This is a genomic window from Fusicatenibacter saccharivorans (genome assembly GCF_027667425.1).
Taxonomy (GTDB): domain Bacteria; phylum Bacillota; class Clostridia; order Lachnospirales; family Lachnospiraceae; genus Fusicatenibacter; species Fusicatenibacter saccharivorans.
The window spans coordinates 630-21,486 of the sequence record NZ_JAQEGR010000015.1 but is presented as its reverse complement, the minus strand read 5'-3'; the positions used below and the strand labels follow the sequence as shown (position 1 = coordinate 21,486).

General features: G+C 51.0%; 23 protein-coding genes and 2 pseudogenes. 1 reads left to right on the top strand and 24 read right to left on the bottom strand.

Translation table 11 applies throughout. The features are described from left to right. Nucleotides 1–72: 72 nt before the first annotated feature. From PGS38_RS13705 to PGS38_RS13680, 6 genes are all read right to left on the bottom strand, one after another. Nucleotides 73–339 carry a DUF6870 family protein gene (locus tag PGS38_RS13705; RefSeq protein ID WP_007884026.1) on the bottom strand — a complete coding sequence of 89 codons (267 nt, stop codon included), beginning with the start codon at nucleotides 337–339 and terminating at the stop codon, nucleotides 73–75. A gap of 469 nt (nucleotides 340–808) precedes the next feature. Continuing rightward, on the bottom strand, nucleotides 809–1,219 hold the full coding sequence (locus PGS38_RS13700; protein ID WP_014080198.1) for a sigma-70 family RNA polymerase sigma factor: 411 nt from the start codon (nucleotides 1,217–1,219) through the stop codon (nucleotides 809–811). Nucleotides 1,220–1,799: 580 nt separating this feature from the next. Then, a complete protein-coding gene (locus PGS38_RS13695) occupies nucleotides 1,800–4,310 on the bottom strand; it encodes an ABC transporter permease (protein ID WP_117461332.1) in 2,511 nt (836 codons plus the stop codon). 15 nt (nucleotides 4,311–4,325) lie between these two features. After that, nucleotides 4,326–4,991, bottom strand: coding sequence for an ABC transporter ATP-binding protein (locus PGS38_RS13690; protein ID WP_005335790.1), 666 nt, complete (start codon nucleotides 4,989–4,991; stop codon nucleotides 4,326–4,328). A gap of 141 nt (nucleotides 4,992–5,132) precedes the next feature. After that, a complete protein-coding gene (locus PGS38_RS13685; protein ID WP_117461331.1) occupies nucleotides 5,133–6,164 on the bottom strand; it encodes a sensor histidine kinase in 1,032 nt (343 codons plus the stop codon). After that, nucleotides 6,161–6,844 carry a response regulator transcription factor gene (locus PGS38_RS13680; RefSeq protein ID WP_117461330.1) on the bottom strand — a complete coding sequence of 228 codons (684 nt, stop codon included), beginning with the start codon at nucleotides 6,842–6,844 and terminating at the stop codon, nucleotides 6,161–6,163. Before PGS38_RS13680 ends, PGS38_RS13685 begins: the two co-directional genes overlap by 4 nt. Nucleotides 6,845–7,090: 246 nt before the next feature. Between PGS38_RS13680 and PGS38_RS13675 the strand changes: the two genes are divergently transcribed. Continuing rightward, complete coding sequence (locus PGS38_RS13675) at nucleotides 7,091–7,450, top strand: helix-turn-helix domain-containing protein (protein WP_054754179.1); 360 nt, start codon at nucleotides 7,091–7,093, stop codon at nucleotides 7,448–7,450. Between the two features lie 201 nt (nucleotides 7,451–7,651). Here PGS38_RS13675 and PGS38_RS13670 read toward each other — a convergent pair whose 3' ends face one another. From PGS38_RS13670 to PGS38_RS13585, 18 genes and pseudogenes are all read right to left on the bottom strand, one after another. Next, the gene (locus tag PGS38_RS13670; protein ID WP_173815476.1) at nucleotides 7,652–8,998 is read right to left on the bottom strand and encodes a relaxase/mobilization nuclease domain-containing protein; all 1,347 of its coding nucleotides are present in this window, start codon (nucleotides 8,996–8,998) and stop codon (nucleotides 7,652–7,654) included. Between the two features lie 158 nt (nucleotides 8,999–9,156). Beyond that, complete coding sequence (locus tag PGS38_RS13665) at nucleotides 9,157–9,504, bottom strand: plasmid mobilization protein (RefSeq protein WP_003020363.1); 348 nt, start codon at nucleotides 9,502–9,504, stop codon at nucleotides 9,157–9,159. After that, nucleotides 9,501–9,665 carry a hypothetical protein gene (locus tag PGS38_RS13660; RefSeq protein WP_014080207.1) on the bottom strand — a complete coding sequence of 55 codons (165 nt, stop codon included), beginning with the start codon at nucleotides 9,663–9,665 and terminating at the stop codon, nucleotides 9,501–9,503. Before PGS38_RS13660 ends, PGS38_RS13665 begins: the two co-directional genes overlap by 4 nt. Before the next feature lie 12 nt (nucleotides 9,666–9,677). Then, on the bottom strand, nucleotides 9,678–10,262 hold the full coding sequence (locus PGS38_RS13655; protein WP_117461328.1) for a defense against restriction DarA-related protein: 585 nt from the start codon (nucleotides 10,260–10,262) through the stop codon (nucleotides 9,678–9,680). A 13-nt stretch (nucleotides 10,263–10,275) separates the two neighbouring features. Beyond that, on the bottom strand, nucleotides 10,276–11,235 hold the full coding sequence (locus PGS38_RS13650) for a hypothetical protein (protein WP_117461327.1): 960 nt from the start codon (nucleotides 11,233–11,235) through the stop codon (nucleotides 10,276–10,278). Nucleotides 11,236–11,414: 179 nt separating this feature from the next. Next, the gene (locus PGS38_RS13645; RefSeq protein WP_119189024.1) at nucleotides 11,415–11,768 is read right to left on the bottom strand and encodes a cysteine-rich VLP domain-containing protein; all 354 of its coding nucleotides are present in this window, start codon (nucleotides 11,766–11,768) and stop codon (nucleotides 11,415–11,417) included. Between the two features lie 4 nt (nucleotides 11,769–11,772). Further along, on the bottom strand, nucleotides 11,773–11,949 hold the full coding sequence (locus tag PGS38_RS13640) for a hypothetical protein (protein ID WP_014080211.1): 177 nt from the start codon (nucleotides 11,947–11,949) through the stop codon (nucleotides 11,773–11,775). Beyond that, nucleotides 11,946–12,695 carry a DUF4366 domain-containing protein gene (locus PGS38_RS13635; protein WP_117461325.1) on the bottom strand — a complete coding sequence of 250 codons (750 nt, stop codon included), beginning with the start codon at nucleotides 12,693–12,695 and terminating at the stop codon, nucleotides 11,946–11,948. The genes PGS38_RS13640 and PGS38_RS13635 overlap by 4 nt, the downstream gene beginning before the upstream one ends. Nucleotides 12,696–12,697: 2 nt before the next feature. After that, the gene (locus PGS38_RS13630) at nucleotides 12,698–12,952 is read right to left on the bottom strand and encodes a DUF4315 family protein (protein ID WP_117461324.1); all 255 of its coding nucleotides are present in this window, start codon (nucleotides 12,950–12,952) and stop codon (nucleotides 12,698–12,700) included. A 14-nt stretch (nucleotides 12,953–12,966) separates the two neighbouring features. After that, on the bottom strand, nucleotides 12,967–14,685 hold the full coding sequence (locus PGS38_RS13625; RefSeq protein ID WP_117461323.1) for a C40 family peptidase: 1,719 nt from the start codon (nucleotides 14,683–14,685) through the stop codon (nucleotides 12,967–12,969). Continuing rightward, nucleotides 14,666–17,026, bottom strand: coding sequence for a VirB4-like conjugal transfer ATPase, CD1110 family (locus PGS38_RS13620; protein ID WP_173815472.1), 2,361 nt, complete (start codon nucleotides 17,024–17,026; stop codon nucleotides 14,666–14,668). Before PGS38_RS13620 ends, PGS38_RS13625 begins: the two co-directional genes overlap by 20 nt. Continuing rightward, nucleotides 16,983–17,372, bottom strand: coding sequence for a PrgI family protein (locus PGS38_RS13615; RefSeq protein WP_117461322.1), 390 nt, complete (start codon nucleotides 17,370–17,372; stop codon nucleotides 16,983–16,985). Before PGS38_RS13615 ends, PGS38_RS13620 begins: the two co-directional genes overlap by 44 nt. 3 nt (nucleotides 17,373–17,375) lie before the next feature. Then, on the bottom strand, nucleotides 17,376–17,945 hold the full coding sequence (locus PGS38_RS13610; RefSeq protein WP_257319276.1) for an MT-A70 family methyltransferase: 570 nt from the start codon (nucleotides 17,943–17,945) through the stop codon (nucleotides 17,376–17,378). A 2-nt stretch (nucleotides 17,946–17,947) separates the two neighbouring features. After that, nucleotides 17,948–18,729: pseudogene (locus tag PGS38_RS13605) on the bottom strand (DNA-methyltransferase). After that, nucleotides 18,719–19,450 (bottom strand): septation protein SpoVG family protein, encoded by a 732-nt coding sequence (locus tag PGS38_RS13600; protein WP_117461321.1) that lies wholly within the window; start codon nucleotides 19,448–19,450, stop codon nucleotides 18,719–18,721. The pseudogene PGS38_RS13605 and the gene PGS38_RS13600 overlap by 11 nt, the downstream one beginning before the upstream one ends. A 15-nt stretch (nucleotides 19,451–19,465) precedes the next feature. Beyond that, on the bottom strand, nucleotides 19,466–20,332 hold the full coding sequence (locus tag PGS38_RS13595) for a VirB6/TrbL-like conjugal transfer protein, CD1112 family (protein ID WP_117461320.1): 867 nt from the start codon (nucleotides 20,330–20,332) through the stop codon (nucleotides 19,466–19,468). 11 nt (nucleotides 20,333–20,343) lie between these two features. After that, a pseudogene (locus PGS38_RS13590) lies at nucleotides 20,344–20,424 on the bottom strand (Maff2 family mobile element protein); the annotation flags it as partial. Between the two features lie 90 nt (nucleotides 20,425–20,514). Further along, nucleotides 20,515–20,857: DUF4368 domain-containing protein (locus tag PGS38_RS13585; protein ID WP_270476378.1), on the bottom strand; the 343-nt coding region annotated here is incomplete at its 5' end.

Here is a 20,857-nt window from a genome sequence, read left to right as displayed (position 1 = left end):
GGGGAGGACAACAAGGATGCCTCCACTTCGGGACACTTTGTCTCGAAGAAGCAAAACGAGCTGTAACCGAAGTTACAGCCCGCTTCTTTGCCGCAGCAGGAAATCCGTCAGCTTGTCTTGGAGAGATGGCCCGCTTTCAGCAAATTCAATTTTCACGCCAACACCACCGATGCAAAAGCAGTATGGATTTTTGACAGTCTGCAAAAATCGAGAGATGCGCTCCTTTCGGGAAAGCGCATTGTCAAAGGTCATACCGCTCACATCAGGCAGGGACTCGGCAGCCACCGCGCCAATGTCAACGCTTCTCATTTGTTCAAGTTCCTGTGTAGTTAATTTCACGGTAAACCTCCTTCGCAGATTGATAGAACGCCTCCCGCTGTTTGGTGGGGAAACGCAACAGGCCAGCACCACCGGGATGCTGGCCTGTTGCCTTACTCCACCTTGGGACACTTTGTCTCGAGGTTTATTATAGTTTTTGAATATTAGAGAGCGCCGCACATATTTACTTGGCCTGTCCAAAGACAATCGTTATTTTCTGTGCGGCGCTCTCAACGCAAGTAAAGCGACAAGCCCGGAGGAACAGGCAGCCAACCTGTTCAGCGCCGGATCATGGCCTTGGGATGGCCGGGCCCATTTACAGTGTTGGTGTTGTTCGCTCAATCTCTTTTGGGAAATGTCACCGCGCACCCACCGTCTGGCTCCACGTACTTACTCAGGGTTGCCGTTATTCCCTCGCGTTAGGAAGAAAACCTCCTCTCATAAACCGAGACATTTTTTCATCAATTCCAAGTGGGTTAAGAAGAAAAAATCAAAAAGTTTTTTTCATGCGTTCAAGGCCACGCTTGATCGACTGGCGAATAGACTCCTCATGTACGCCCTCGGCCTCGGCAATTTCCTTAATCGACTTGCCAAGAATGATATGTGCGTCAATTCTGCGGCCCTGGATCTCCGGCAGAGAATTGAGAGCGTTCCACAGACGAAGAAAGGTTTCCATCCGTTCAAGGAGCTCCTGCGGGGTCGGCTCATGCAGGCAAGCGGAATATTCAATCCCGTCATCGCAGTCCAGAGAATACTGCGCCTTGTGCCGGGAGAGCCGCCGCTGGTAGGCCATTTCATAGCGGGCATCGGCCTTGAATACCTCGGCCACCTCGTCAGAAACTTCGATAAGCTGATCCTGCGTGTACCAATAATAAAAATCTTTCAAATTGATAGTAGTCATCGTAAAATCCTCCATTTCAGTTTGTTCGGGGTTGGTCGGAAACGAAATGGAGTAACGGCGGAGAACGGCACCGCACCTCGGGACACTTTGTCTCGAAGTCTGGAAAGCAAAATGCGCCTGTGCGACACAAGGCCGCACAAGCGCACGAAAAAGTATTATCGGTTATGTACTGTTTAATTTCATGTTCAAAACCGGACTGCTCCGACGGAGGGGCTACGCTTTTTTTAGCTGGTGCAGATCACGCGAACAATGAAATAATAAAATGAACACGGCAAAATAACCTCCCATCGGCTACCGTGTCCCTACAAGTCGTCATTGGTTTGTGTAGACGCAAAGAAACGGCGGCTCTGAAAATCAAAGCCGCCGTTTCAAATGGGCGTGTTGATAGGCTGCTGTACGACGGCTTTTTTTCTTTTGCCGTCGTGCGGCAGCTTGTTCCTTTTGCGCTTATCTTAACAAGCAATCCTCACAGAAATGTCACTGACACACGCTGTTTCGACAGAATAATGGGCTGAAATCTCACGAACCTGTGAGATTTGAAAAACCGGGAGAATAATCTCCCGGTTTTCATCGCAAATATTTAATTCTGCCGCAGTCTCTCTACAACGCTTTGCTTAACATTTTGCATGAAAGTTATGACGGGGGTTGCCAAGCAGACCAGCAAAACAATAGCTGCGACAACCAACAGAGAAATTACAGGATAGTGAAAAGCTGCATAAGGAACCATTCTTCTAAAGGCTGAGTATATTGGAATATATATCGCTGTTCCCAGTGTGGCAAGCAGTAGGAAAGAAATACTCCAATAATACCCGCCTTCCCAAAGCAATACATTTCTAATTTGCTTTTTCGTCATTCCTATACTTTCAAGTGTTGCAAATTCATGTTTCCGAGTATTTACACTAACAACCATTGTGTTAATGAAATTCATAATTCCTATCAGCAAAAATACAGCGGACAACCCTGCGGCTATAATCCTTGAGGTCAGCAAATATCCGGCCATTTCTTGCTGCTTTTCATATCGTGACAGAATCGTAATGCCCGGTGACGAAGCAGTAATGGATTGAAGCTGCTCCATAATCCCTTTGTCATAACTGCTATCAATCGTATCAAAAGCAATCCGAAAGATTTTGGTTTCTCCAGACAACTTCTCTATTGCCTGCTCACTGATATACAAATCAGGGGCAGTACCTCTCTCATTTCCTCGACCATTCTGAAAATCAGCGTCCAGAAAGCCAGTTGCCACTGTAAAGACCTGTTCCCCGGACTCACCGACAACGGTGATTGCTTGCCCTGGCTGAATCAATAGGTTTCCCTCATCATCCGTCATAGCGGACAAAACCACCAACTCTCCCTTTTCAAAGGCGGTTAAGTCAATAGGCTTATCAAGCGTTTTATTAAGTTCTTCGATATATCTGGAATCTATTCCGTAAACGCCGCTCCAAAAATTATCTGTATAGTTTTTTCGTGTTTCCGCATTTGAAAAATCAAGACCTGATATGCCATCCAAGGAATCAATATATTTCCCGAATACATTTTCGTCGTAAATGACATCCATAGTGGGCCACGGTGAAGCAGAATAAGTGACGCGCAGATTTTCAATTCCCTGCATTGTTTCAATTTGCTGCAACATTTCATCAGAGAGCAGGTTTCCTTCTTCGGAAATGCTGTAAGTCAATGCGAAATCACTTTCTCCCCATTGATTTACAAAATTGTCGGGACTTAGGCTTGATAGTAGACCAGCAGAAACCAAAAACAATATTAAGCCTAAAAATAAGGACGCAAAAGTAAGGAAAGCGCTTTTAGGGTTTCTAAAAATATTATCTCGTGCCATCCGAGATAATTTTGTTCTATGGCTCTTATGATCTCGGTAACTCCTTGTATTTGCCTCCGTATAGCGTGAAGCCGCAACAGGAGAAATACTTGCAGCTATTTTCGCTGGTTTCATGCTGCCGATGATTGCAGTAAAAAATGTGAAGATTGCGGCACCCGCAAAAATAATGGGGGAAAAGGACACTATCTCCCCAAGGTCTGTATCGCTTGAGTACATCATATTCATGGCAAACGGAACAAGTCCAAGCGAAACAATACCACCGACAATCAGGCCGCTGGGAATACCGATCACCGCCGTTCTGAATATTTGAGAACGCACGATCCGCTTGATTTGTCTTTTTGTCGTGCCTATCGTTTTAAGCTGTCCATAGAATTGTGTATCTCTTGAAATTGAGATATACAGAATGTTATAAATCAGCAAATAGCCGCTGATAATGATAAAGACGATAATAGCAGCCAGTGGAAGAACAATGGTGGTGGAATTGCTCTGAGCAATAGGTACAATTTCAAAGGACTGACTTTCTGTAAACGAAATCTTCCGTTTTAGTTTTTCACAGGATCGCAGGGCATTACTGTCATCAGAAAAAGAAATCATTGCGGTAGACACACTATCAAAGGGAAGCCCTGTTTGTGTTGCAAAAAGCTCCGAAACATAAGCGGCACCACGGTTGCCTGCACGTGAAGCCGAATAATCTGTGTAATAGCCCGACAAAACAAATTCATCGGAGATATATTGATAATCTGTTCCGAGTTGATAGGAAAGGGAAATATTCATCCCTATCTGTGGATCATCAATCCCCATTGCACGCAAAGCCCATGTAGGGAGCATAATTTCATTTTTTGCTTGCGGATAATCTCCGTGTATATCCGAAATTGTTGGTACACGGTGTTCTTGCCATTCTGTTTCGTCTATCCAGGTAATACTCAGCAGGGCATCGTCCATTCCAGATGTATCAATGCTGCCCAATCTCTGACTGACACCAACTACGGATACCAAGCTGGATCGGCTCAATTCTTCATATTGTTCTTCTGAGAGGCTTGTAATTGCCACATCCGCAGTCGTGCCCATCGCACGAATTTGCTGCATTTGATAGGTTTCAAAATAACTGCACCCCAAACTAAATACAGATGTAATCATAAAGGCGGTCAAGAATAATGCGATGGTAACGAAAACATTTCTCTGCTTATTAGCGCGGTAGCTTCTTTTGGCAAGACGATTGATTGTTGCCTGATTATTGTTCCCAAATAAAATATCATCCATCAATGTCACCCCCTGTCACTGTGCGATTTTTCCGTCCTCAATACGGATAATTCGGTCGGCAAGCTGGGCAATTTCATTGTTATGGGTAATCATTACAAGCGTTTGATGGAACTTCTGACTTGTAACTTTCAGCAAACCAAGAACATCACTACTTGTCCGGCTATCCAAATTGCCTGTCGGTTCATCTGCAAGTATAATAGCTGGTTTGGAAACAAGGGCGCGGGCAATCGCTACACGCTGCTGCTGGCCGCCGGACAGATTGTTAGGCATACTGTTCAGCTTCCCATCGAGAGCCAACATTTTCACGACTTCATCCATAAACCGCTTGTCCACGGTATCACCATCCAGCTCCACCGGCAGGACAATATTTTCATAGACATTCAGCACAGGAACAAGATTGTAATTCTGAAAGATAAACCCGATGTTACGTCTGCGGAAGATGGTAAGCTGTTCATCCTTGAGTTTCGATAATTCTTTCCCTTTTACTTTAATACTGCCGGAAGTTGGCGTATCTAACCCGCCCATCATGTTCAGCAAAGTAGACTTACCGCTGCCGGAAGTACCAACAATGGCAACAAATTCACCTTCCTCAATGGATAGGGTCACGCCATCCAATGCTTTTGTAATGTTCGGTTCGGTGCCGTAATATTTCTTCAAATCTGTCGTTTGTAATATGTTCATATAGAACACCACCCTTTCTTTTTGATGGCTCTATCATAAAAGGTAAACCTCACAGAAATGTCACGGGAAACAAAATACCTCTGTTTAATTAAAGCTCAAATGTCATAGGCCTGTGACATTTTGTTTTTTAGCGTACTTATTTTATTGTCGAGGCAGAAAGACGGAAAAAGTTGAACCCCTCCCAACCTCGGATGTTACCCGGATATAACCGCCTTGCAAGGTTACGATCTCACGAGCCAGATATAGACCAATACCAATTCCATCTACATCATGTACGATGTCCTCTCGATAGAAACGCTTGAAAATTGCTCCCTGATGCTGTTCTGAAATGCCAATGCCTGTATCTGCAATGTCGATTTTCACATACATTTCCCAACTTTCAACCGAAACACGGATTTGACCGCCCTCCGGCGTATATTTCACTGCATTGTCCAAAATATTGAACAGTGCTTCGCTTGTCCATTTTCTGTCATGGGAAACGACCAAGTTCTCCGGGCAGTCCACTTGAACATTGATCTGTTTTTTCTCGGCGTTCAGAAGAATACCTCCCAATGCGGCGGCAAGCGTGTCATAAAGCGGCTGGCTTTTCTTTTCCAGAGAAATAACACCTGTTTCCAAACGAGAGGTTTTAATCATAGCCTGCATGAGAAAATCCAGTTTATCAAGCTGGCTGGCCTGTGCCGTTAGAAACTCTTTTTGTTTTTGCACAGGGACTTCATTTTCAAGCAGAGTGCTGTTAATCATTTTCAAGTTCGCAATCGGGGTCTTGACCTGATGGGAGATGTCGGAAATCAGTTCTTGCAGGTCAGCCCGTTCTTGTGCAATGCCGTTCTTGTTTTCCTGCATGACTTCATATAAACGGTTCAGCCGATATTCAATTTTATAGAAAAGACTTTCTTCTTCCACAGTCTGTTTCGGCTGCATATTCCCGGATAACATATCATCCATTAAACTGCAAAAAGCATCGGAGAACATTGCCAGTTTGCGGCGAACCAGCACCATAAAACAAACAGCGCAAACCAGCACAAAAATGCCGAACAATAATACATACCAGACAGCGGTTATATTTTGGGTCAGCCCATACAAAGCTGCTGAAACCGTCCCCATTGCCACCAGCAGGAGAACAGCAAAAAAGATACAGGCTTTGTTGACGGAAAGTTTTCGCACATTCATTTCAGCACTCCTCCGATCCACATATAGCCCATACCATATACCGTTTTGATATACTGACGGTCAGGTGTTTCGATTTTGTTTCGTACCCGGCTGATCGCCGCAGTCAGAGCGTGTTCATCCACAAAATTTCCGTCTGCGTCCCACAGCTTTTCCAACAAGACTTGCCGGGTCAAAACAATCTGCGGATTTTTCATCAGGATTTTCAAAAGTCGATATTCCAGTGGGGTGAATGTAAGTGGCTTTCCTGATAGAGTAGCACTCATTTCTGAAAAATTGATGGTCAGTGTGCCATCCTCATAAGTATCACCACCATATTGTTTTGTCAGCCTACCCAGCACTACCGCTAATTTCTTTTGAAAGACGCTCATAGGGAAAGGTTTTGTCACATAATCCTCTGCGCCCAGTTCATACCCTTTGAGCATATCGCTTTCCATATCATTTGCGGTCAGAAAAATAATAACGGTATCAGGGCGACGCTCTTTTATTTCCCGGCAGAAGTCAAAACCGTTTCCGTCCGGCAAATTTACATCCAGCACAATCAGGTCATAGTCCTGCTTTGTCAAGAAACTACTGGCCACTGATTTTGTCAGTGCAGAATCAACCGTATAGCCCGCAGTATTCAAGTTATAGCATAAAGTATTATTCAAAAGCCGATCATCCTCGACTACTAAAATTCGCATGGTATCACACTCCTTCATTTTCAGTATAGCACCCAAATGTCACAGAAACCTCACAATATTTCTGATTTTATTTTAGATACCAACCTCTGATCTTCGGGACAAATTGTCCCAAAGTTATAGGTATATTGTACCTCACATTTCCGCGATCATCAATTTTGCGTATGTGAAATTAAATAGTCAGTAGTATGAAATACACAGTCGTTCAAATAATATCACATGAAATGTAAAATCATATCAGGTGATGTTATGAAGATAGAACGAGATGAAAGACGCTTTGATTTTCACGATATAGGGCTCGCCATCAAGCGTGCAAGAGAAGCCAGCGGCATGACACAGGAGCAACTGGCCTATATTGTTGACCGCGCTCCGCGTACCATTATGTATAATGAAAATGATGGTCAGCATCCAAGCTTCAACACCTTTTATCAGATGGTTACAATGTTTGATATATCGGTGGATCAATACTTTTACCCGTCCCAGAATAGCGGGAGCGAGTGCAGGAAGCGGATTGATGCCATGTTGAACGCCTTGGACGAAAGAGAATTGAAAATCGTTGAAGCTACAATCCAAGCGATGAAAGCATCGAAAGAAACGGAGGAAACGTAAAAGAAAGCGTAACCTCCGTTTTTTGCGCCATGTTGCGGGTTGCGCGTTTTGGCAAGCAATTCGGGTGTGGCCACACTCCGAAATTTTTGCAGGGCGCAGGGCCCGCAAAAATGCTTGTTGGGGAGCTCCCCAAACCCGCTGTACTTCGGGACAAATTGTCCCAAAGTCCCGGTGCGCTGCACCGTAGTCTGCGGCCCGTCACTATCGTTCCTGGGCCTTATTTTCACGCTCGTCTGTTATGCCGAGCAGATGATCAATGTTCGCTTTTATTGCCACGGCCTCCCGCATTTGCCGCTGGGCCTCCCGGTATTCTGCATAAAGCGCTTTCTTTTGTCCCGCCAGCTCACGGCGGGATTTTTTTAGTGCTTCAATCTTAGGGAGCTTTGCGCCGTTCAGTATGGTGTTCATAGTATCCTTTGCCGCCCGGTAAGTGGCAAGCTCCGCTTCGTGCTGGGCCAGATACTTTTTGCTGTACCGCGCAGCTTTGTATCCATCAAACACCGGGCGAGTCTTGGCATAGTCCACCGTGGCAGCCATCAGCTCCGAGGTTTTGGAAAGAGCCTCCTCCGTTGTGCGGAGCTCGTCAGACAGCTTGTGAAAGTGATCCACCGCAGCCTCGGTGCTGGCCGTCAGTGCCGCATAGTCTGTCAGATGATGCTCCTGCAAATACTGGAGCGCGGCGGCCATTTGTTTTAGGTTGTAGACCTTGGCCCATCGTTCATAGGCCGGGCCCTTGCCTTGGGCCATACGCTCTTGAATGTCGATGATGAGATTAACTCGCCGTGGCGGAACCGTGGGCTCCTCGGGCAGTTTGGGGAGTGGACGTTCCCCGGCAATTACCGCCTTGATGTCCTCCGGGTCAAATCCAACTCCAAGTGTAGAAGCCCGGAGCCGGGTCGGTTTTTCCTGCCCGGGTGCAAGGAATGAGATGACACCGCCCCGCCCATGTTTCACCGCAAAGCCGGACTCCTCCATGAGACGGAGAAAGTCGGCAAAGTCCGTGGGCTTTTTCTCCAAAGCGGCGAGAACAGCCAGCCGCACCCGCTGCTTGGCAGAGGGTGGCTTTTCTCCGATCCACTGTCCATAGTGGAGAAAACGACCCTTGCTGTGCTGGCACGGATTTTGGATAACAGACAATTCATGTTCGATGCACACGCGGTCAGAGAGCCGCCGCAGGGCAAAGGACGAACCAATGAAATTATGAAATTTCCGGGAGCGGTCAAAGGCCGTCGCATTGAAATAAATGTGATTGTGGATATGGGCCTTGTCGGTATGCGTACAGACGAAGAACTGATACTTTCCCTTTGTCCAGCGCATCGCCGTTTCATAGCCGATACGGTTTGCTTCTTCCGCCGTAACCTCCCCGGGCAGGAACGCCTGCCGGATCTGAAAGAACAGGGCCCCGCGAGACACGGCCCGGCCTGTCTCTGCAAGGTATTGACTTTTTACCAGAAGAAACTCGGCGGGAGCCGTGTTCGGATCGCAGAGATAGGAAGATACGGCTCCCAGCTTTTCCGGGTTTAGGCCATAGGTGAAACGATCCTCCATCGTTTGAATTGCACTTTTTCCCGCCGCTGTTTTATAAGGGCGGATGTAGGTGGTCGCCGTAAAAATTCCTCCTTCCGGCAAACAGTATTTTTACTTTGGGACACTTTGTCCCGAAGTAGAAAAAGCCGGGGAGCGGTATCAACCACTCCCCGGACGGGTCAGAGCTCTACCAGCGCGGAGAGCTGTTTCAAAAGATCAGACAGCGGCCCCCACAAAGCAGCATAGTCCCGCTGTAAGGCTGCGAGTTCTTCGGGATAAATTGCGCCGTAGGTGTTGGCCTGAATTGCCACTTGGTTCAGATTGTTGGAGCAGCGCCGCTGGAGCGAAACCAGCTCACGAACAGGCGAAAGGTCAACATGAAGCACATACCCACTCAGGGCCATTTTCCGCATATAGGCTCCCATATTACGGATGCCAGCCTCCGCCATACGTTCTTGAATCAGGGCCTGCTCCGCCTCCGACACCATCACATGAAGATGGATCGGACGGCGGCGCTTTTTTGTCATCGCTCCTCACGCTCCCGGCTGCGGCAGGCGCGGGGCGGCTCCTTTACCTTATCCAGCGGCTTTTCCTGTTCGTCTGCCGGAACAGGGTGCGGCAAATGAAATTCACGGTGCAGGCGCAGCACCTCCAGTACAGACAATTCCTGTTCACGTTTCTTTTCCATACACGCTCCTCCTTATCTATCGCCACGGTCAGGCTGCCTGCGCTGGGGAACCAGTGCCTCCGGGCCGCGATCTGCCTCCGCCAACTTTGCCGCATTTTTCATCTGCTCGGCAATCGGACGGGGCCTGTCGGGATTATCAGGCGCAGGACGCAGCTCATAGTCGGATGCCTGTTTTTCCGTTAGCGGGCGGGTATAGGTAAGATAGCCCCAAGCCAAGAACGAGCCATTTTCCACCGGGATGCGCTGATCGTAATTGAAGATTTCATCCGGCTTGTTATAAGGCGGCTTCGGGAATGTCCCGATGTCCACAGGCCGCTGGGTCGAATAATACTTGTAAAGGCCGGGAGCCTCGGTCTGCCTGATCCCGACGTTATAAATACGCTGATAGTCCTGCACCCGGTCTGTGAAATCCTGTTCCATCGCGGTGCGGTCATTTCCATAGTGACCCCATTCATACTGCCGCTGGCCGTCCTTGTCATCATAGCAGGCCCATGTGACATAGCGGGATGGCGCGGTGGGATGTTCGCCCAATACAAATCCTCGTCCATTTTCCAGCATGACCGCCTTCAAAATGGCGTAGCCTTGATTTTTGTCCATAGTACACCTCCCATCATCGAGACATTTCTTTGTTTTCTCTTTTCACAAACGGCTGGAGCTGATAGGGGCTTGTACTGTCCTCGGGCCGCAGAAAGTCTATCCGGGCCGCAGCACGGATGGCGTTCTGGTTAAGCTGCCGCTGCCATGCCCCTTGGCTGGGAGCCCACTTAAAGCCGTTGCTATTCAGTTCCTGCCGCTGATTGGCATCGGGCTTTTCCTCAAAAATAAGCTGCAAACGATTTTCAGCCTCGTTGATTTTTGCCTCGCCTCCGGGGAATGTCCAGCCAGCAAACTCGGAGCGGCTGCTCAGTTCCTCAATGCGCTGGCGCACACGGCGGATGTTGGCGTTGTTGTTGGAAAGCAGATAGGCGGGGTATGGCTTGCTTTTGTCCAAGTGCCATGACTGCGCCATATCTGCTTTGAGCTTTTCGGCCTGCTCCGGCGTAAGCTCCGGGCAGCCGTCCAGCGTTTTGTGTTTCCGAAAATACGCATTGACTGCCTTCATGGTGGCCTGCAGGGACTCCAGCCCCTCCAGCTTTTTTGTCAGCTTTTCCACGGCCAGATCGTCATCCGCGCTGATCCCACCCATTCCAACAGAGCGGATTTTATCAAGCAGCTTTGAAATCTCCGCATACTCTCCATAGTTGCGATCCCGGGCGGCGTTCTGCTTGTGCTTTTTTGTCACAGGGAAATTGCCGCCCCCGGAGATCAGAATAGAGGGCACCCGGGCATCAATCACATTGCGTTCATTCAGATTTTCCGCAAGTTTCCGGGCATAGCGATCCACCAGCGCGTCAATCTTATCATGGTACATTGGATCGACACGGGCTTTCTGGCGTTCCGCCGCTGCATACGCTTCATCGACCATTGCCCGGTAGCCCGCCGTAGCGGAGCCCGGCTGATAGTCAGAAAAGCTGTTCATATCTTTTGCCCGCTTTGCGGCTTCTTCATTGATCGGATAATATTTCGGCATAGTACCTCCTTCCACAAAAGCCGGAACTTTGGGACAAATTGTCCCAAAGCCCCGGCAGCTAAAATGTTGACAGCATCTCACGGAAACAGGGGCGGACGTAGAAACATACGCCTTCCGCAGAAAAGGGCCTTAAAAAGCCTTGCTACAAGCGGATTTGTGATGGTCTAATTGTCAACACATCAGCTCCGTTTTTTCCGCATATATTCCCGCTGCTGTCTGCGGTGTGCCGCCTTTGCACAGGCCGCCGAACAATAGGTTTGCCGTTCATCAGGAGCCACGGCTCTGCCGCATACCGGGCAAGCCTTGAAATCCGGCCTTGGCCCCTCTGTCAGCAACGCAGCCTCCAGCGCCGGATCAAGGGGCAGAACTGCCTCGCGGAAGTAGCGGCAATAAGCCCCTGTCCAGCATTTCCCAAACATATAGCACTCGCAATCCAGCGGCAGGCAGCCGCAGTCCCGGTCATAGTTGGCACACCATTTTGACACCAGCCTGCGGATTGCCGCTTTTTCTGTCCGGGTCAGTTCTCGGCCCACAGTATCACCTCCCGTTGCCCGGTGGTTTGAGCTGCTCCCGGTAGCAGAACACGCAGCCGATCCCGCGCCAGTAAGGGCAGCCGTCACAACGGGAGCCCTTCGGCGGCAGGCTTGGCGGCACACCCTTAAAGTAGCTTTTTTCTTTCATAAATCCCTCATAGGGGTTATTTGTAAATCTCATTCATTATCCTCGCTTTCGGTATCGTCCTCGTCCCAAGGCGGCCCATCGTCCTCGGGATCGTCATAATCAGCCAGTTCCTCACTGTAATCCTCTTCGGGTACAGCAGCTTTTTCATGCTTCGGGCGGTAGATTTTGAAGTACCAGCCTGCACCGCCGCCCAGAACAGCCACTGCCAAAATCAGCAGAAGCGTCCCGGTATTACTTTTCTGCTGGGGCTCGGGTTCCGGCTCCTCCGCAGGTTCCGTCACCGGAGCGGATTCGGGAGCTGTGCCAGCACACTCGGTCATGTTGACCGCGCAGACCTCGCAATCCGTATGGATGGCTCCGGGCGCACATTTTTCTGTGCAGGAGCAGGCCGGAAGTTCTCCGCCAGCGGCCTCCAGTGCCGCCAGCAGATCGGCTTCATCCACCATGTTCAAAAAGTAGGTGTGATACTGTTCGCCGTCCTCGTCCACAGGCTTGTCATAGTCAATGACAATGTAAAAGGTGTTGCCGCCGCTGGTTTCCACCGTGATGAACTGTTTGTTGGTTGCGGCATCGTAGAGCAGATCGCGGGTCACAAGGTTTCCATCCTCCGAAAAGCCCTCGCCCGGGGTAATGGTAGGCGCTGGCTCCGGGGCCGGAGTTTCTTCCACAACAGGCGGTTCCTCATTCCCGCCGTCCGAATAGGCGTAGGCTGGGATCGCAAAGCCGCATAAAAGAACGGCGGAGCAAAGCCCCGCCGCCAACATACGAAAATGTTTCATATTCAGTTTTCCTCCTTCTTTTTTTCTTCGGACTTCGGGACACTTTGTCCCAAAGTACCGCCGTCCTTCAGCTTCTCAAACAGCAGCGGGAGCTCCGTAAGGGAAATGCTCATGCCGCGCACAATGTCCACGATCTCGCTGTTTTCTGCCTCCAGCTTTTTCTGTTCCAGTTCCTTGAGCCTGGCCTGCTGTTCACTGATTTTGGCCTTGACCTTATCAATCTCGGCCTGAATTTTCATGCTTTTGGTAGTTGCCATTTCAAAACCTCCTGTCACGGTAAACGCCCGTAGGCGTAAAAATGAGATTGCCAGTAGCTTGTATTCAAGTTTGCGTAGCCGATGGGATCTCCGCAATGCAGCATTTTTCCATCACCGACATAAATCCCGCAATGGCTCACGCCCGGCGTGTCATAGGTGCCTTTGAAGAACACCAGATCACCGGGTTTGGGAGAACTGGTCGGCGTACAGATGTTATAGAGCCCCTGGGCTCCCAGCCTGCCCACATTCCAGCCGGAGTGATTGATAACCCACGAAACGTACCCCGAGCAATCAAAGGAAGTGGCGGGAGAACTGCCGCCCCACACATAGGGATAGCCGATGTATTTCTGCGCTTCGGCAAGCATCGCGGCAAAGGTTTCATCGTCCAGATATTCTCCGGGCACTTCGTAATCACCGGGTTTCCCGGTAATGTACTTGTTCACATAGGGAGAATCTGGGAACAGATCGGGGCGGTTTCCCAGCGTTGCCATATAGATGGCATACCGTGAAAGCTGCTCCTCGCTCATGACATATACGGGCACATGGGATAAATCAAAGTTCTCCAGCGTGACCGTACAGATGTAATAGTCGTAAGGCACCTGATAGGTGTCCGTATGGGAGTTGCCGTCCTCGTCCGTCCATGTGTCGGTTTCCGTACGATACCGGGTTTCCACCACCACATCCTCGGTCAAAATGTACTGGCGGTCAAAGAGCATTTGCAGCGTTCCCTGTACCTCGCCTACTGTCCATTGTCCCTCATGGTGCGCACACAAAAGAGAAAGCAGCACATAGGGATCATGTTCGATTTCGTCCAGATCGAAGTGGTATTCGTCATAGTCATGGGTGCTTTCATAGGTGTCCAGATAATGCTGTAAATCATCTTCCAACGCACAATAGGCGGCTTCGGCGGCCAGCATATCACGATCCTCGCAAGGATAGGTGCTGGCTCCTAATGCACCGGCCCCGGCGTTCCCCAGCATAAGCATGGTAGAGGAACAGGACTGCATAGCAAACAGGAGTAACACACAGAGCACCGCAATCACGGCACCTGCGGGATGACTTTTGACAAATTCCACTGCCCGGGCAGTCAGGCGTTCTGTGGCTGTGGCAGTTTTCCCAGCCGCAGCCGCGCCCTGCTTTGCAGCCTCCTTTGCCTGCTTGCGGTATTGCTTGCGAAGCCGTTGCTTTTGCCAGTAGCGGGTAAGGGCATTTTTCGTCAGCTCCGGGTGCTCCTGTGCGGCGGTGTGAAAATGGTAGTCCGCCGTGTATTTGGTATAGCGGGCCTCGGTCTTGCGTACCACTTTTGCCGGATGTTCCCGGACTTTACGGCGCACAAAGCGGGAGCCGTGCCGCAGCGCGGTTTCTCCCACAAGCTCAGAACGGTGTGCGCCTTCTGTGCCGACATTTTCCTGTTCCACTTCAAAAATCTTGCCATGCACGAAGCTGTGAACGGAACCGCTGGCAACACGGCCTATGCGTTTTACCGGGCCGGGCTTTTTCGGCGGCTTTTGTTTTGCCAGCTTCTCCCGGGCCTGTTCCAGCTTTTCGCCTTGGGACTCCATACGGAGCTTTGCCGCCGCAGCCTGTTCCTGCTGGCTCTTTTTGCGGAACTTGGACTTCGGGACACTTTGTCCCGAAGTGTCAGAAGCCTCTGGCCCGGGCTGCTCCCCGTCAGGGGCGTGGGCGGTCTGCGACCAAGCCTCCTCCTTGGCCTTATTCGTTTTTCGTTTCATTCTTCATATCCTCCGGGCGGGTAGTCAGCAGGTCATAGATTTCTCCGCGAGGGAACCGATCCACAAACGGGATGGTCACATTTCCATAGAACAACAGACCCTCGCCGGAATTGCTGTGTGTGATATAGGAAAGCTGGTGCTCGGAAATACCGAGCTGTTTTGCCAGAATGGTACGGTCACTCTGCGCCTGCGAAAGCAGGATCATAAAATCCGTGTTATCCAGAATGTTCTCGATTTCCCGGCTTGCCAAAAGGTCTTTGACGTTCTGCGTCAAAGCAGACGGCACACATCCTTTTTTACGCAGCATTTTCCAGACCGCTACAAAGTAGCTGGCCGTCAGTGGATCGCGGAGCAGAATATGAAACTCGTCAAAGTAGCACCAAGTCGCCGCACCCTCGTGGAAGTTCTGATCCACCGCCTGCGAAACAAACTCATTTGTGATGTGCATTGCAATCTTTCTAAGGTTTTCGCCCATGTTTTTCAGAACGATGCACACCACATGGCTGTCCGTCTTGACGTTGGTAGGATGGTTAAAGAGATTGAGGGAGCCTGTGCAATAAAGCTCTAAGGCAGTTGCCACGCGCCGGGCCTCGGGCTCCGGCTGGCGTAAAAGCTCCTCATACAAATCCTGCAACAGCGGTGTTTTTGCGGTTTCCAATCCGAGCGCCTGCTCCCGGTACACCAAACGCACACAGCGGTCAATGACCGTCTTTTCAATGGGCTGCAAGCCTTCCTTGCCGCCGACCACCAGCTCGCACAGGGACAAAAGAAAATCCGCCTTCATGGAAAGTGGGCTTTCTCCGGCAGCCATATTGAGCTCTACATCCATCGGATTGAGGTGGTGCGGACTGTCCGGGGCAATCTCAATCACCTGGCCGCCCAGCCTTCGCACCAGCGGCGCATATTCGCCCATCGGGTCAACCACAATGATCCGATCCTGCGGGATGGTGAGAAACACATTCAAAAGCTCGCGCTTTGCGGCAAAGCTCTTGCCGGAGCCCGTAGAACCCAAATACATCCCGTTTGCCGACTTCAGCTTTTTGCGGTCAGCCATGATGACATTGTGGGAAAGTGCGTTCATGCCATAGTAGAGGGCCTGCCCAGCCATGCGGAGCTCCCTTGTCATAAAAGGAATAAAGATGGCTGTGGAGCTGGTGGTCATACCGCGCTGGATTTCTACCTCGTTGTAACCAAGGGCCAACGAGGAAACAAAGCCCTGTTCCTGTTGCCAGTCCAGACGGCGCAGAGCGCAGTTGTATTTCTGCGCGATGCCGCCCACGGTAAACACATCGTTTTCCAGCCGCTGGCGAGTAGGGGCAAGGTTTACCACCGTAAAGGTCAGCAGAAACATTCGCTCATTGCGGGATTGCAAATCAGCCAAAAGCTCCGCTGCGTCCTTGCTGAATGTGATCAGGTCAGGGGGAAGAATATCCGGGTCATAGCCGGAGCGCACAGCCTTTCTCTGTTCCTCTACTTTCATTTTTCCGATGTCCGAGATTTTCCCCTTGATGGTCTTAATTGCCTTGAGCTGATCCACGGTCTGAATGTGCATGGTCACAGTCATTTCCGCATCCAGCTCCAAGATTTCCGCCAGCAGCTTATCCGAAAGCTCCGATGCCATAATCTGTAAGTAGGACACCGCGCCCCAATACTGGCCGATGCGGAATGTGCGGGACTGGCGGAAGTCGAGACTGTCCGGGGCAATAAAGTCTTTTGTGCCGAGCCCGGTCTGCGGGATGTCTTTCCACGAAAAGCGGAACGCCTCACGGCTCCCCGGGTGCATCTGGCTATGAAGCAGCGCAAGGCGGGCCTGTCCGTCCATCGGCTCCGAGGGAACGCCCAGTCGCTTAAAGTTTCCCATGACATCGGCCTCCACACGCTCCAGACGGGGCCGTGCCTCCGCAATCCCCTCGGCGGGTATGCCAAAGGTGATGTATTTTGAGCGTTCAATGCCGTTATTGCTTTTGGCAATCTGATTTTTCAGCATCCCGGTAAACTCATCCCGGACGCTGTTATAGTTGTCATCCGCTTTCGGGATATTGACTTGATAGCGGCTGCGGGAATGGGAACGGCGGTTGATAAAGGAAAGCTGGAACGGCAGCGAGCTGTCAAAGTAGTTGAGGAATGAGCTCCATCCGCTGAATATGGCAGTCTGATCCTCGGTGGAGGCCACGGAGTAATTGATGTCCTCATATTCCACGGTTTTTGTATAGAGCCCGCCCGGGAGCTTGCACACACCGTCCGGGTGCATGGACAGATACGGGATTGTCTGCTGGGCAGACAGGGGCGCCCGGCCTTTACCCTTGGCGGCGGCTCCGTTTTTCTTCTTTGCGTTTTTCAATCACATCCTCCTTTCCAGCGCCCGGCCCGACAAAGGGCGCATAAATGTTTTCGATTCGGTAGGCCCTGATCCCCGGCCTTTGAAACTTGGCCCGGATGATATTCCGCACCACCTTTTCAAAGGGTAAGCCGTCCTTTTCATACATGGCCAGCAGGAACGCCGGGAGCATAATTCCCAGCATGAGAAACATCGCCCCGGTATTGCCGAGGGTGCCACGGGTTAGCAGATAGGCCGGAATCCCCACTGCGCCCGCGCTGCCGAAGCAGACAAGCTGGCGTTTGGTGAGGTTGAAAGCCATCTTTGTTTTGATTTTGGATAAATCGTTTGGTACGTTTACATAGGGCATAGATCACACTCCTTTCTGTACTTCGGGACAATGTGTCCCAAAGTCCGGGATGGTTGGTGTTACTTCATTTCCCCATACAGCCCAGCCGGGCGGGGTCTGCCTGGCAAAGAGCTCCACGCGGGGCAGATCGCCCATCAGGGAAATGATTTTGGCGCGGGCCTCGTCCGGCTTTTTGCTATGGGCTTCAATCGGGGAAATGATGAATTGATGAATGTTGGCAGCCTGCCGCTTTGGATGTCCCTTGGTTGCCAGCAGGCAGATTTCTGCATTGCCCCTTGTCCAGAAGCCAAGGCCGTAAAACCAGCTATCCGCCTTCTTGTTCTTTTTCAGCCAGACGAAAGCAACGCTTTTGTAGGTGAAGCCCCAAGCCTCGATCAGCCGGAGCGCCTCCGGGAGCTGCGGGAAAGTAGCCCATAAAAAGAGTGCGCTGTCCGGGGCTGCAAGATCAGCCACAGGCAACGCACATAAATCCTCAATGCTCATAGTGGGATAATGATTTTCCGCCGCGCCCTGCACTTTCTTAGCCGAGTAGCGCCAAGGGGGATCGGCGTAAATGATAGAATACTGCTGGATAATTACACTCCTTTCTCGCCGGAGCTTTTTACTGCCTGCGCCGCACGGATGCGCTCACTGGCGGCGGCATAAAAGGACGGGGCCGTTTCAAAGCATACAAAGCGGCGTTCTGTGTTGATGGCTGCAATCGCGGTTGTGCCGGAGCCAACGCAAATGTCCGCGACCAGTTCTCCGGGATGGGTATAGGTGCGGATCAGATACTCGCAGAGAGCTCCACGGGCTTCTGCGTGGGGTGGATGCCGCCGGACACCGTAGGCACAAATAGTACATTTCCGGGATAGCGGCGGCCATCGTTGGACTCCGATCCCTGCCGTTCAAATTTTCCATAGTTGGAGCTTGTACCGCTTCTGGAATGTACGCGGGCATAAGGCTTGCCATAAGTAAACTGCGGATTGTAGACCGGGGACTTCTGGTAAAACACCAAGATATTCTCGGACTTTTTCAGTGGAGCCCGGTTTGCATTGAGAAAGCCCGTTCCGCGCTCCTTGTACAAAATCCACTCATAGCGGAGCATGGCGAGGTTGGATGCGCCCAGCACCTTGTCAAAGGGGCACTGTGCGAAAAACAGCACTGCGCCATTCGGCTTGACCGCCCATTTCACCGCCTCCCACAGCTCCGGGAGCGGCAGGGGCACATCCCAATAATTCCGGGTTGTGCCGTAGGGCGGATCAGTCAGCAGCATATCCACGCTATGTTTTGGCAAAGAACGCAGGCCCTCGATGCCGTCCATGAGAAACAAGCCCTCCTTCGGGACACTTTGTCCCAAAGTGCGGCTATCGGTCATTGCGGGCCTCCTTTGCTTTGGCAGGTGCAGGCCGGGCGGCATTTTCTTTTCCAGCTTGTTTCGCGGCCTCGGCCATCTGCTCCTTGATCGGGGCAGGCCGTACCGCCTGGGCCCGTGCAACAAGCTGTTCCACCGCCGCATGATACGCCTCCACACCAGCCGCATTGATCCGCTCCTGTGTGGCGCGGTCAGGAATCCGAACCGTAGCCCGGTATCCCGTCCGGCTGGCAAGATCGGGTTTAGAGGGAGCGCCGAGGAAAATCCCGTTTTTCCCGTCCACAACCTTAAAATCGTCGATGACCACACCGCCAAAATTGACGCTGGCGAAGCCGATCAGTTTTCCCTGCGGCTCAATCGGGCGGACAGATACCGTGATCGGAACAACCGCCTCCTGCAAGACAGCATCTGTCCGCATTTTTACTGCCTCATCAATGCTAACGCCCTTGACTTCTGCAAGCTCCGCGATGGGAGCATCAAACAGCCAGCGCCGTTCCTCCGCAGCAATCTGCTCCGGGGTCAGCAACACATCGTCTTTCTTACTCAGATAAAATTCCTCCTTTCCGCTTGCCGGAGCAGGCTGGGCGGGGTCGTCCATCAACTCTTTTCTTTGCAGGACGGCCTCTGTTTCCGCCATAAAGCGGTAAGCGTCTGCCTCAGTAAACTCCTCCGGCGTTTTTCCATTCCATAAGCGCGTTCCGTCTGCCCCGTATCTTCTCGGCATAAGCACCACCTCCTGTTAATGAGCGCCAAAGATACGCTGGGCAATGCTCCCGGTCTTAAAGAGCATGAAGCAAAGCAGAACCGTGTAGCCCACAGTTCCCCAAATCGCCCCAATGGGATCGCCGCCTGTTGCGATGCCTTGAATGAGCACTGCGTAAATTGCAACACATACAAGGATCAGCAGCCCTTGAAAGCCCACGGCAAACAGGGACTTGATGTAGTTCTGCCCGGTGCCGCCAAGCTCCCGGTTGGAAAGCGTAGCAACGGGGATGGGGGCCAGACTGGTCAGCAGATAGATTTCCAGCATCCTGCCATACACCAAAACGAAAATGATAATTCCCATCGCCTTCATTGTGAAGCCAATGAGCGCAGACTGCAGCCACAGCCCCAAAAGCGGCCCTAAGTCCATCGTCTCCAGCGAGGTTTCCAGTTCAGCAAGCATATCCGCCGAAACATCGGTGGAGCCTTGAATGAGCCCGCCTGCCTGCGCGATGACGCTCTGTGACACATCGAACACGGCCATGACGATATTGAATGTGTTTGACAGGATCAGGATTGCACAGGCTGTTTTGAACATCCATTTATAGAGGTTCGCAACGTCAACCTCGTGCATATTGTTCTTTTCCAAAAGCATCTGTATGAGCTCATAAGTGGCAACAAAGGTCAGCACCATTCCGGCAATCGGCAGGATCACCGTTTCGGAAAGCTGTCGGATCAGGGAGAAAACCCCGGCGTGCCACGCCGCCGGGGTAGTCCCTACCTGTGCCGCAATCTCTCCGACTTGGGTATTGACAGTATCAAAAAGACCTTCGAGGTTCCCCATGATCCCGCCAATCAGAAGCTCTTTGAGCCAGTTTGTGAGCCAGTCGGTGAGAAAATCCATAAGCGCCTACCTTAAAACAGGCCAGACAGCAGAGGGATCAGTGTGGTGCCAATGACGATGATGCCGCCGCCCGCCATGAGCTGTTTTATCCCCAATTAGGTGTAAAACTCTGCTCGATGGCGGGCGGCGGCGTACAAAAAATCTATATGGTGTTTTTAAGAGAACCGTCCCGGCGGGACAGGTCAGGCAGTGACCTGTTCCACCTCCGGGATGGGTTTGAGATTAAAATGAATTTCGATAGAAATGTGTCTTGTTTTATCTTCGTCAATGCGCTCATGCACGACGATTTCTTTGATTAAGCGGTTGAGGGTGGCTGCGTCCAACTCTGTGATGTTGGCATATTCCTGAATGGCTTCCACCCATTGTTTTGCGTCATTGGCAAGCTGGACTTCATCGGACAGCCGCTTTCTGCCCTCGGACACTTTTGTTTTAAGCTCCGTCTGCTCGCTCTGTGTCTTTTCCAGCATGGTGTTGAAATTCTGCTCACTGATACGCCCTGCAATCATATCCTCATAAAGCCGCATG

Excerpts from the sequence above, each read along its gene's own strand:
- PGS38_RS13650 (WP_117461327.1), bottom strand. The coding sequence starts at position 11,235 with ATGCCGAAATATTATCCGATCAATGAAGAAGCCGCAAAGCGGGCAAAA.
- PGS38_RS13695 (WP_117461332.1), bottom strand. The coding sequence starts at position 4,310 with ATGGATGATATTTTATTTGGGAACAATAATCAGGCAACAATCAATCGT.
- PGS38_RS13635 (WP_117461325.1), bottom strand. The coding sequence starts at position 12,695 with ATGAAACATTTTCGTATGTTGGCGGCGGGGCTTTGCTCCGCCGTTCTT.
- PGS38_RS13600 (WP_117461321.1), bottom strand. The coding sequence starts at position 19,450 with ATGCCGAGAAGATACGGGGCAGACGGAACGCGCTTATGGAATGGAAAA.
- PGS38_RS13655 (WP_117461328.1), bottom strand. The coding sequence starts at position 10,262 with ATGGACAAAAATCAAGGCTACGCCATTTTGAAGGCGGTCATGCTGGAA.
- PGS38_RS13670 (WP_173815476.1), bottom strand. The coding sequence starts at position 8,998 with ATGGAGGATCGTTTCACCTATGGCCTAAACCCGGAAAAGCTGGGAGCC.
- PGS38_RS13700 (WP_014080198.1), bottom strand. The coding sequence starts at position 1,219 with ATGACTACTATCAATTTGAAAGATTTTTATTATTGGTACACGCAGGAT.
- PGS38_RS13615 (WP_117461322.1), bottom strand. The coding sequence starts at position 17,372 with ATGCCCTATGTAAACGTACCAAACGATTTATCCAAAATCAAAACAAAG.
- PGS38_RS13690 (WP_005335790.1), bottom strand. The coding sequence starts at position 4,991 with ATGAACATATTACAAACGACAGATTTGAAGAAATATTACGGCACCGAA.
- PGS38_RS13675 (WP_054754179.1), top strand. The coding sequence starts at position 7,091 with ATGAAGATAGAACGAGATGAAAGACGCTTTGATTTTCACGATATAGGG.
- PGS38_RS13640 (WP_014080211.1), bottom strand. The coding sequence starts at position 11,949 with ATGAGATTTACAAATAACCCCTATGAGGGATTTATGAAAGAAAAAAGC.
- PGS38_RS13680 (WP_117461330.1), bottom strand. The coding sequence starts at position 6,844 with ATGCGAATTTTAGTAGTCGAGGATGATCGGCTTTTGAATAATACTTTA.
- PGS38_RS13630 (WP_117461324.1), bottom strand. The coding sequence starts at position 12,952 with ATGGCAACTACCAAAAGCATGAAAATTCAGGCCGAGATTGATAAGGTC.
- PGS38_RS13595 (WP_117461320.1), bottom strand. The coding sequence starts at position 20,332 with ATGGATTTTCTCACCGACTGGCTCACAAACTGGCTCAAAGAGCTTCTG.
- PGS38_RS13665 (WP_003020363.1), bottom strand. The coding sequence starts at position 9,504 with ATGACAAAAAAGCGCCGCCGTCCGATCCATCTTCATGTGATGGTGTCG.
- PGS38_RS13625 (WP_117461323.1), bottom strand. The coding sequence starts at position 14,685 with ATGAAACGAAAAACGAATAAGGCCAAGGAGGAGGCTTGGTCGCAGACC.
- PGS38_RS13685 (WP_117461331.1), bottom strand. The coding sequence starts at position 6,164 with ATGAATGTGCGAAAACTTTCCGTCAACAAAGCCTGTATCTTTTTTGCT.
- PGS38_RS13660 (WP_014080207.1), bottom strand. The coding sequence starts at position 9,665 with ATGGAAAAGAAACGTGAACAGGAATTGTCTGTACTGGAGGTGCTGCGC.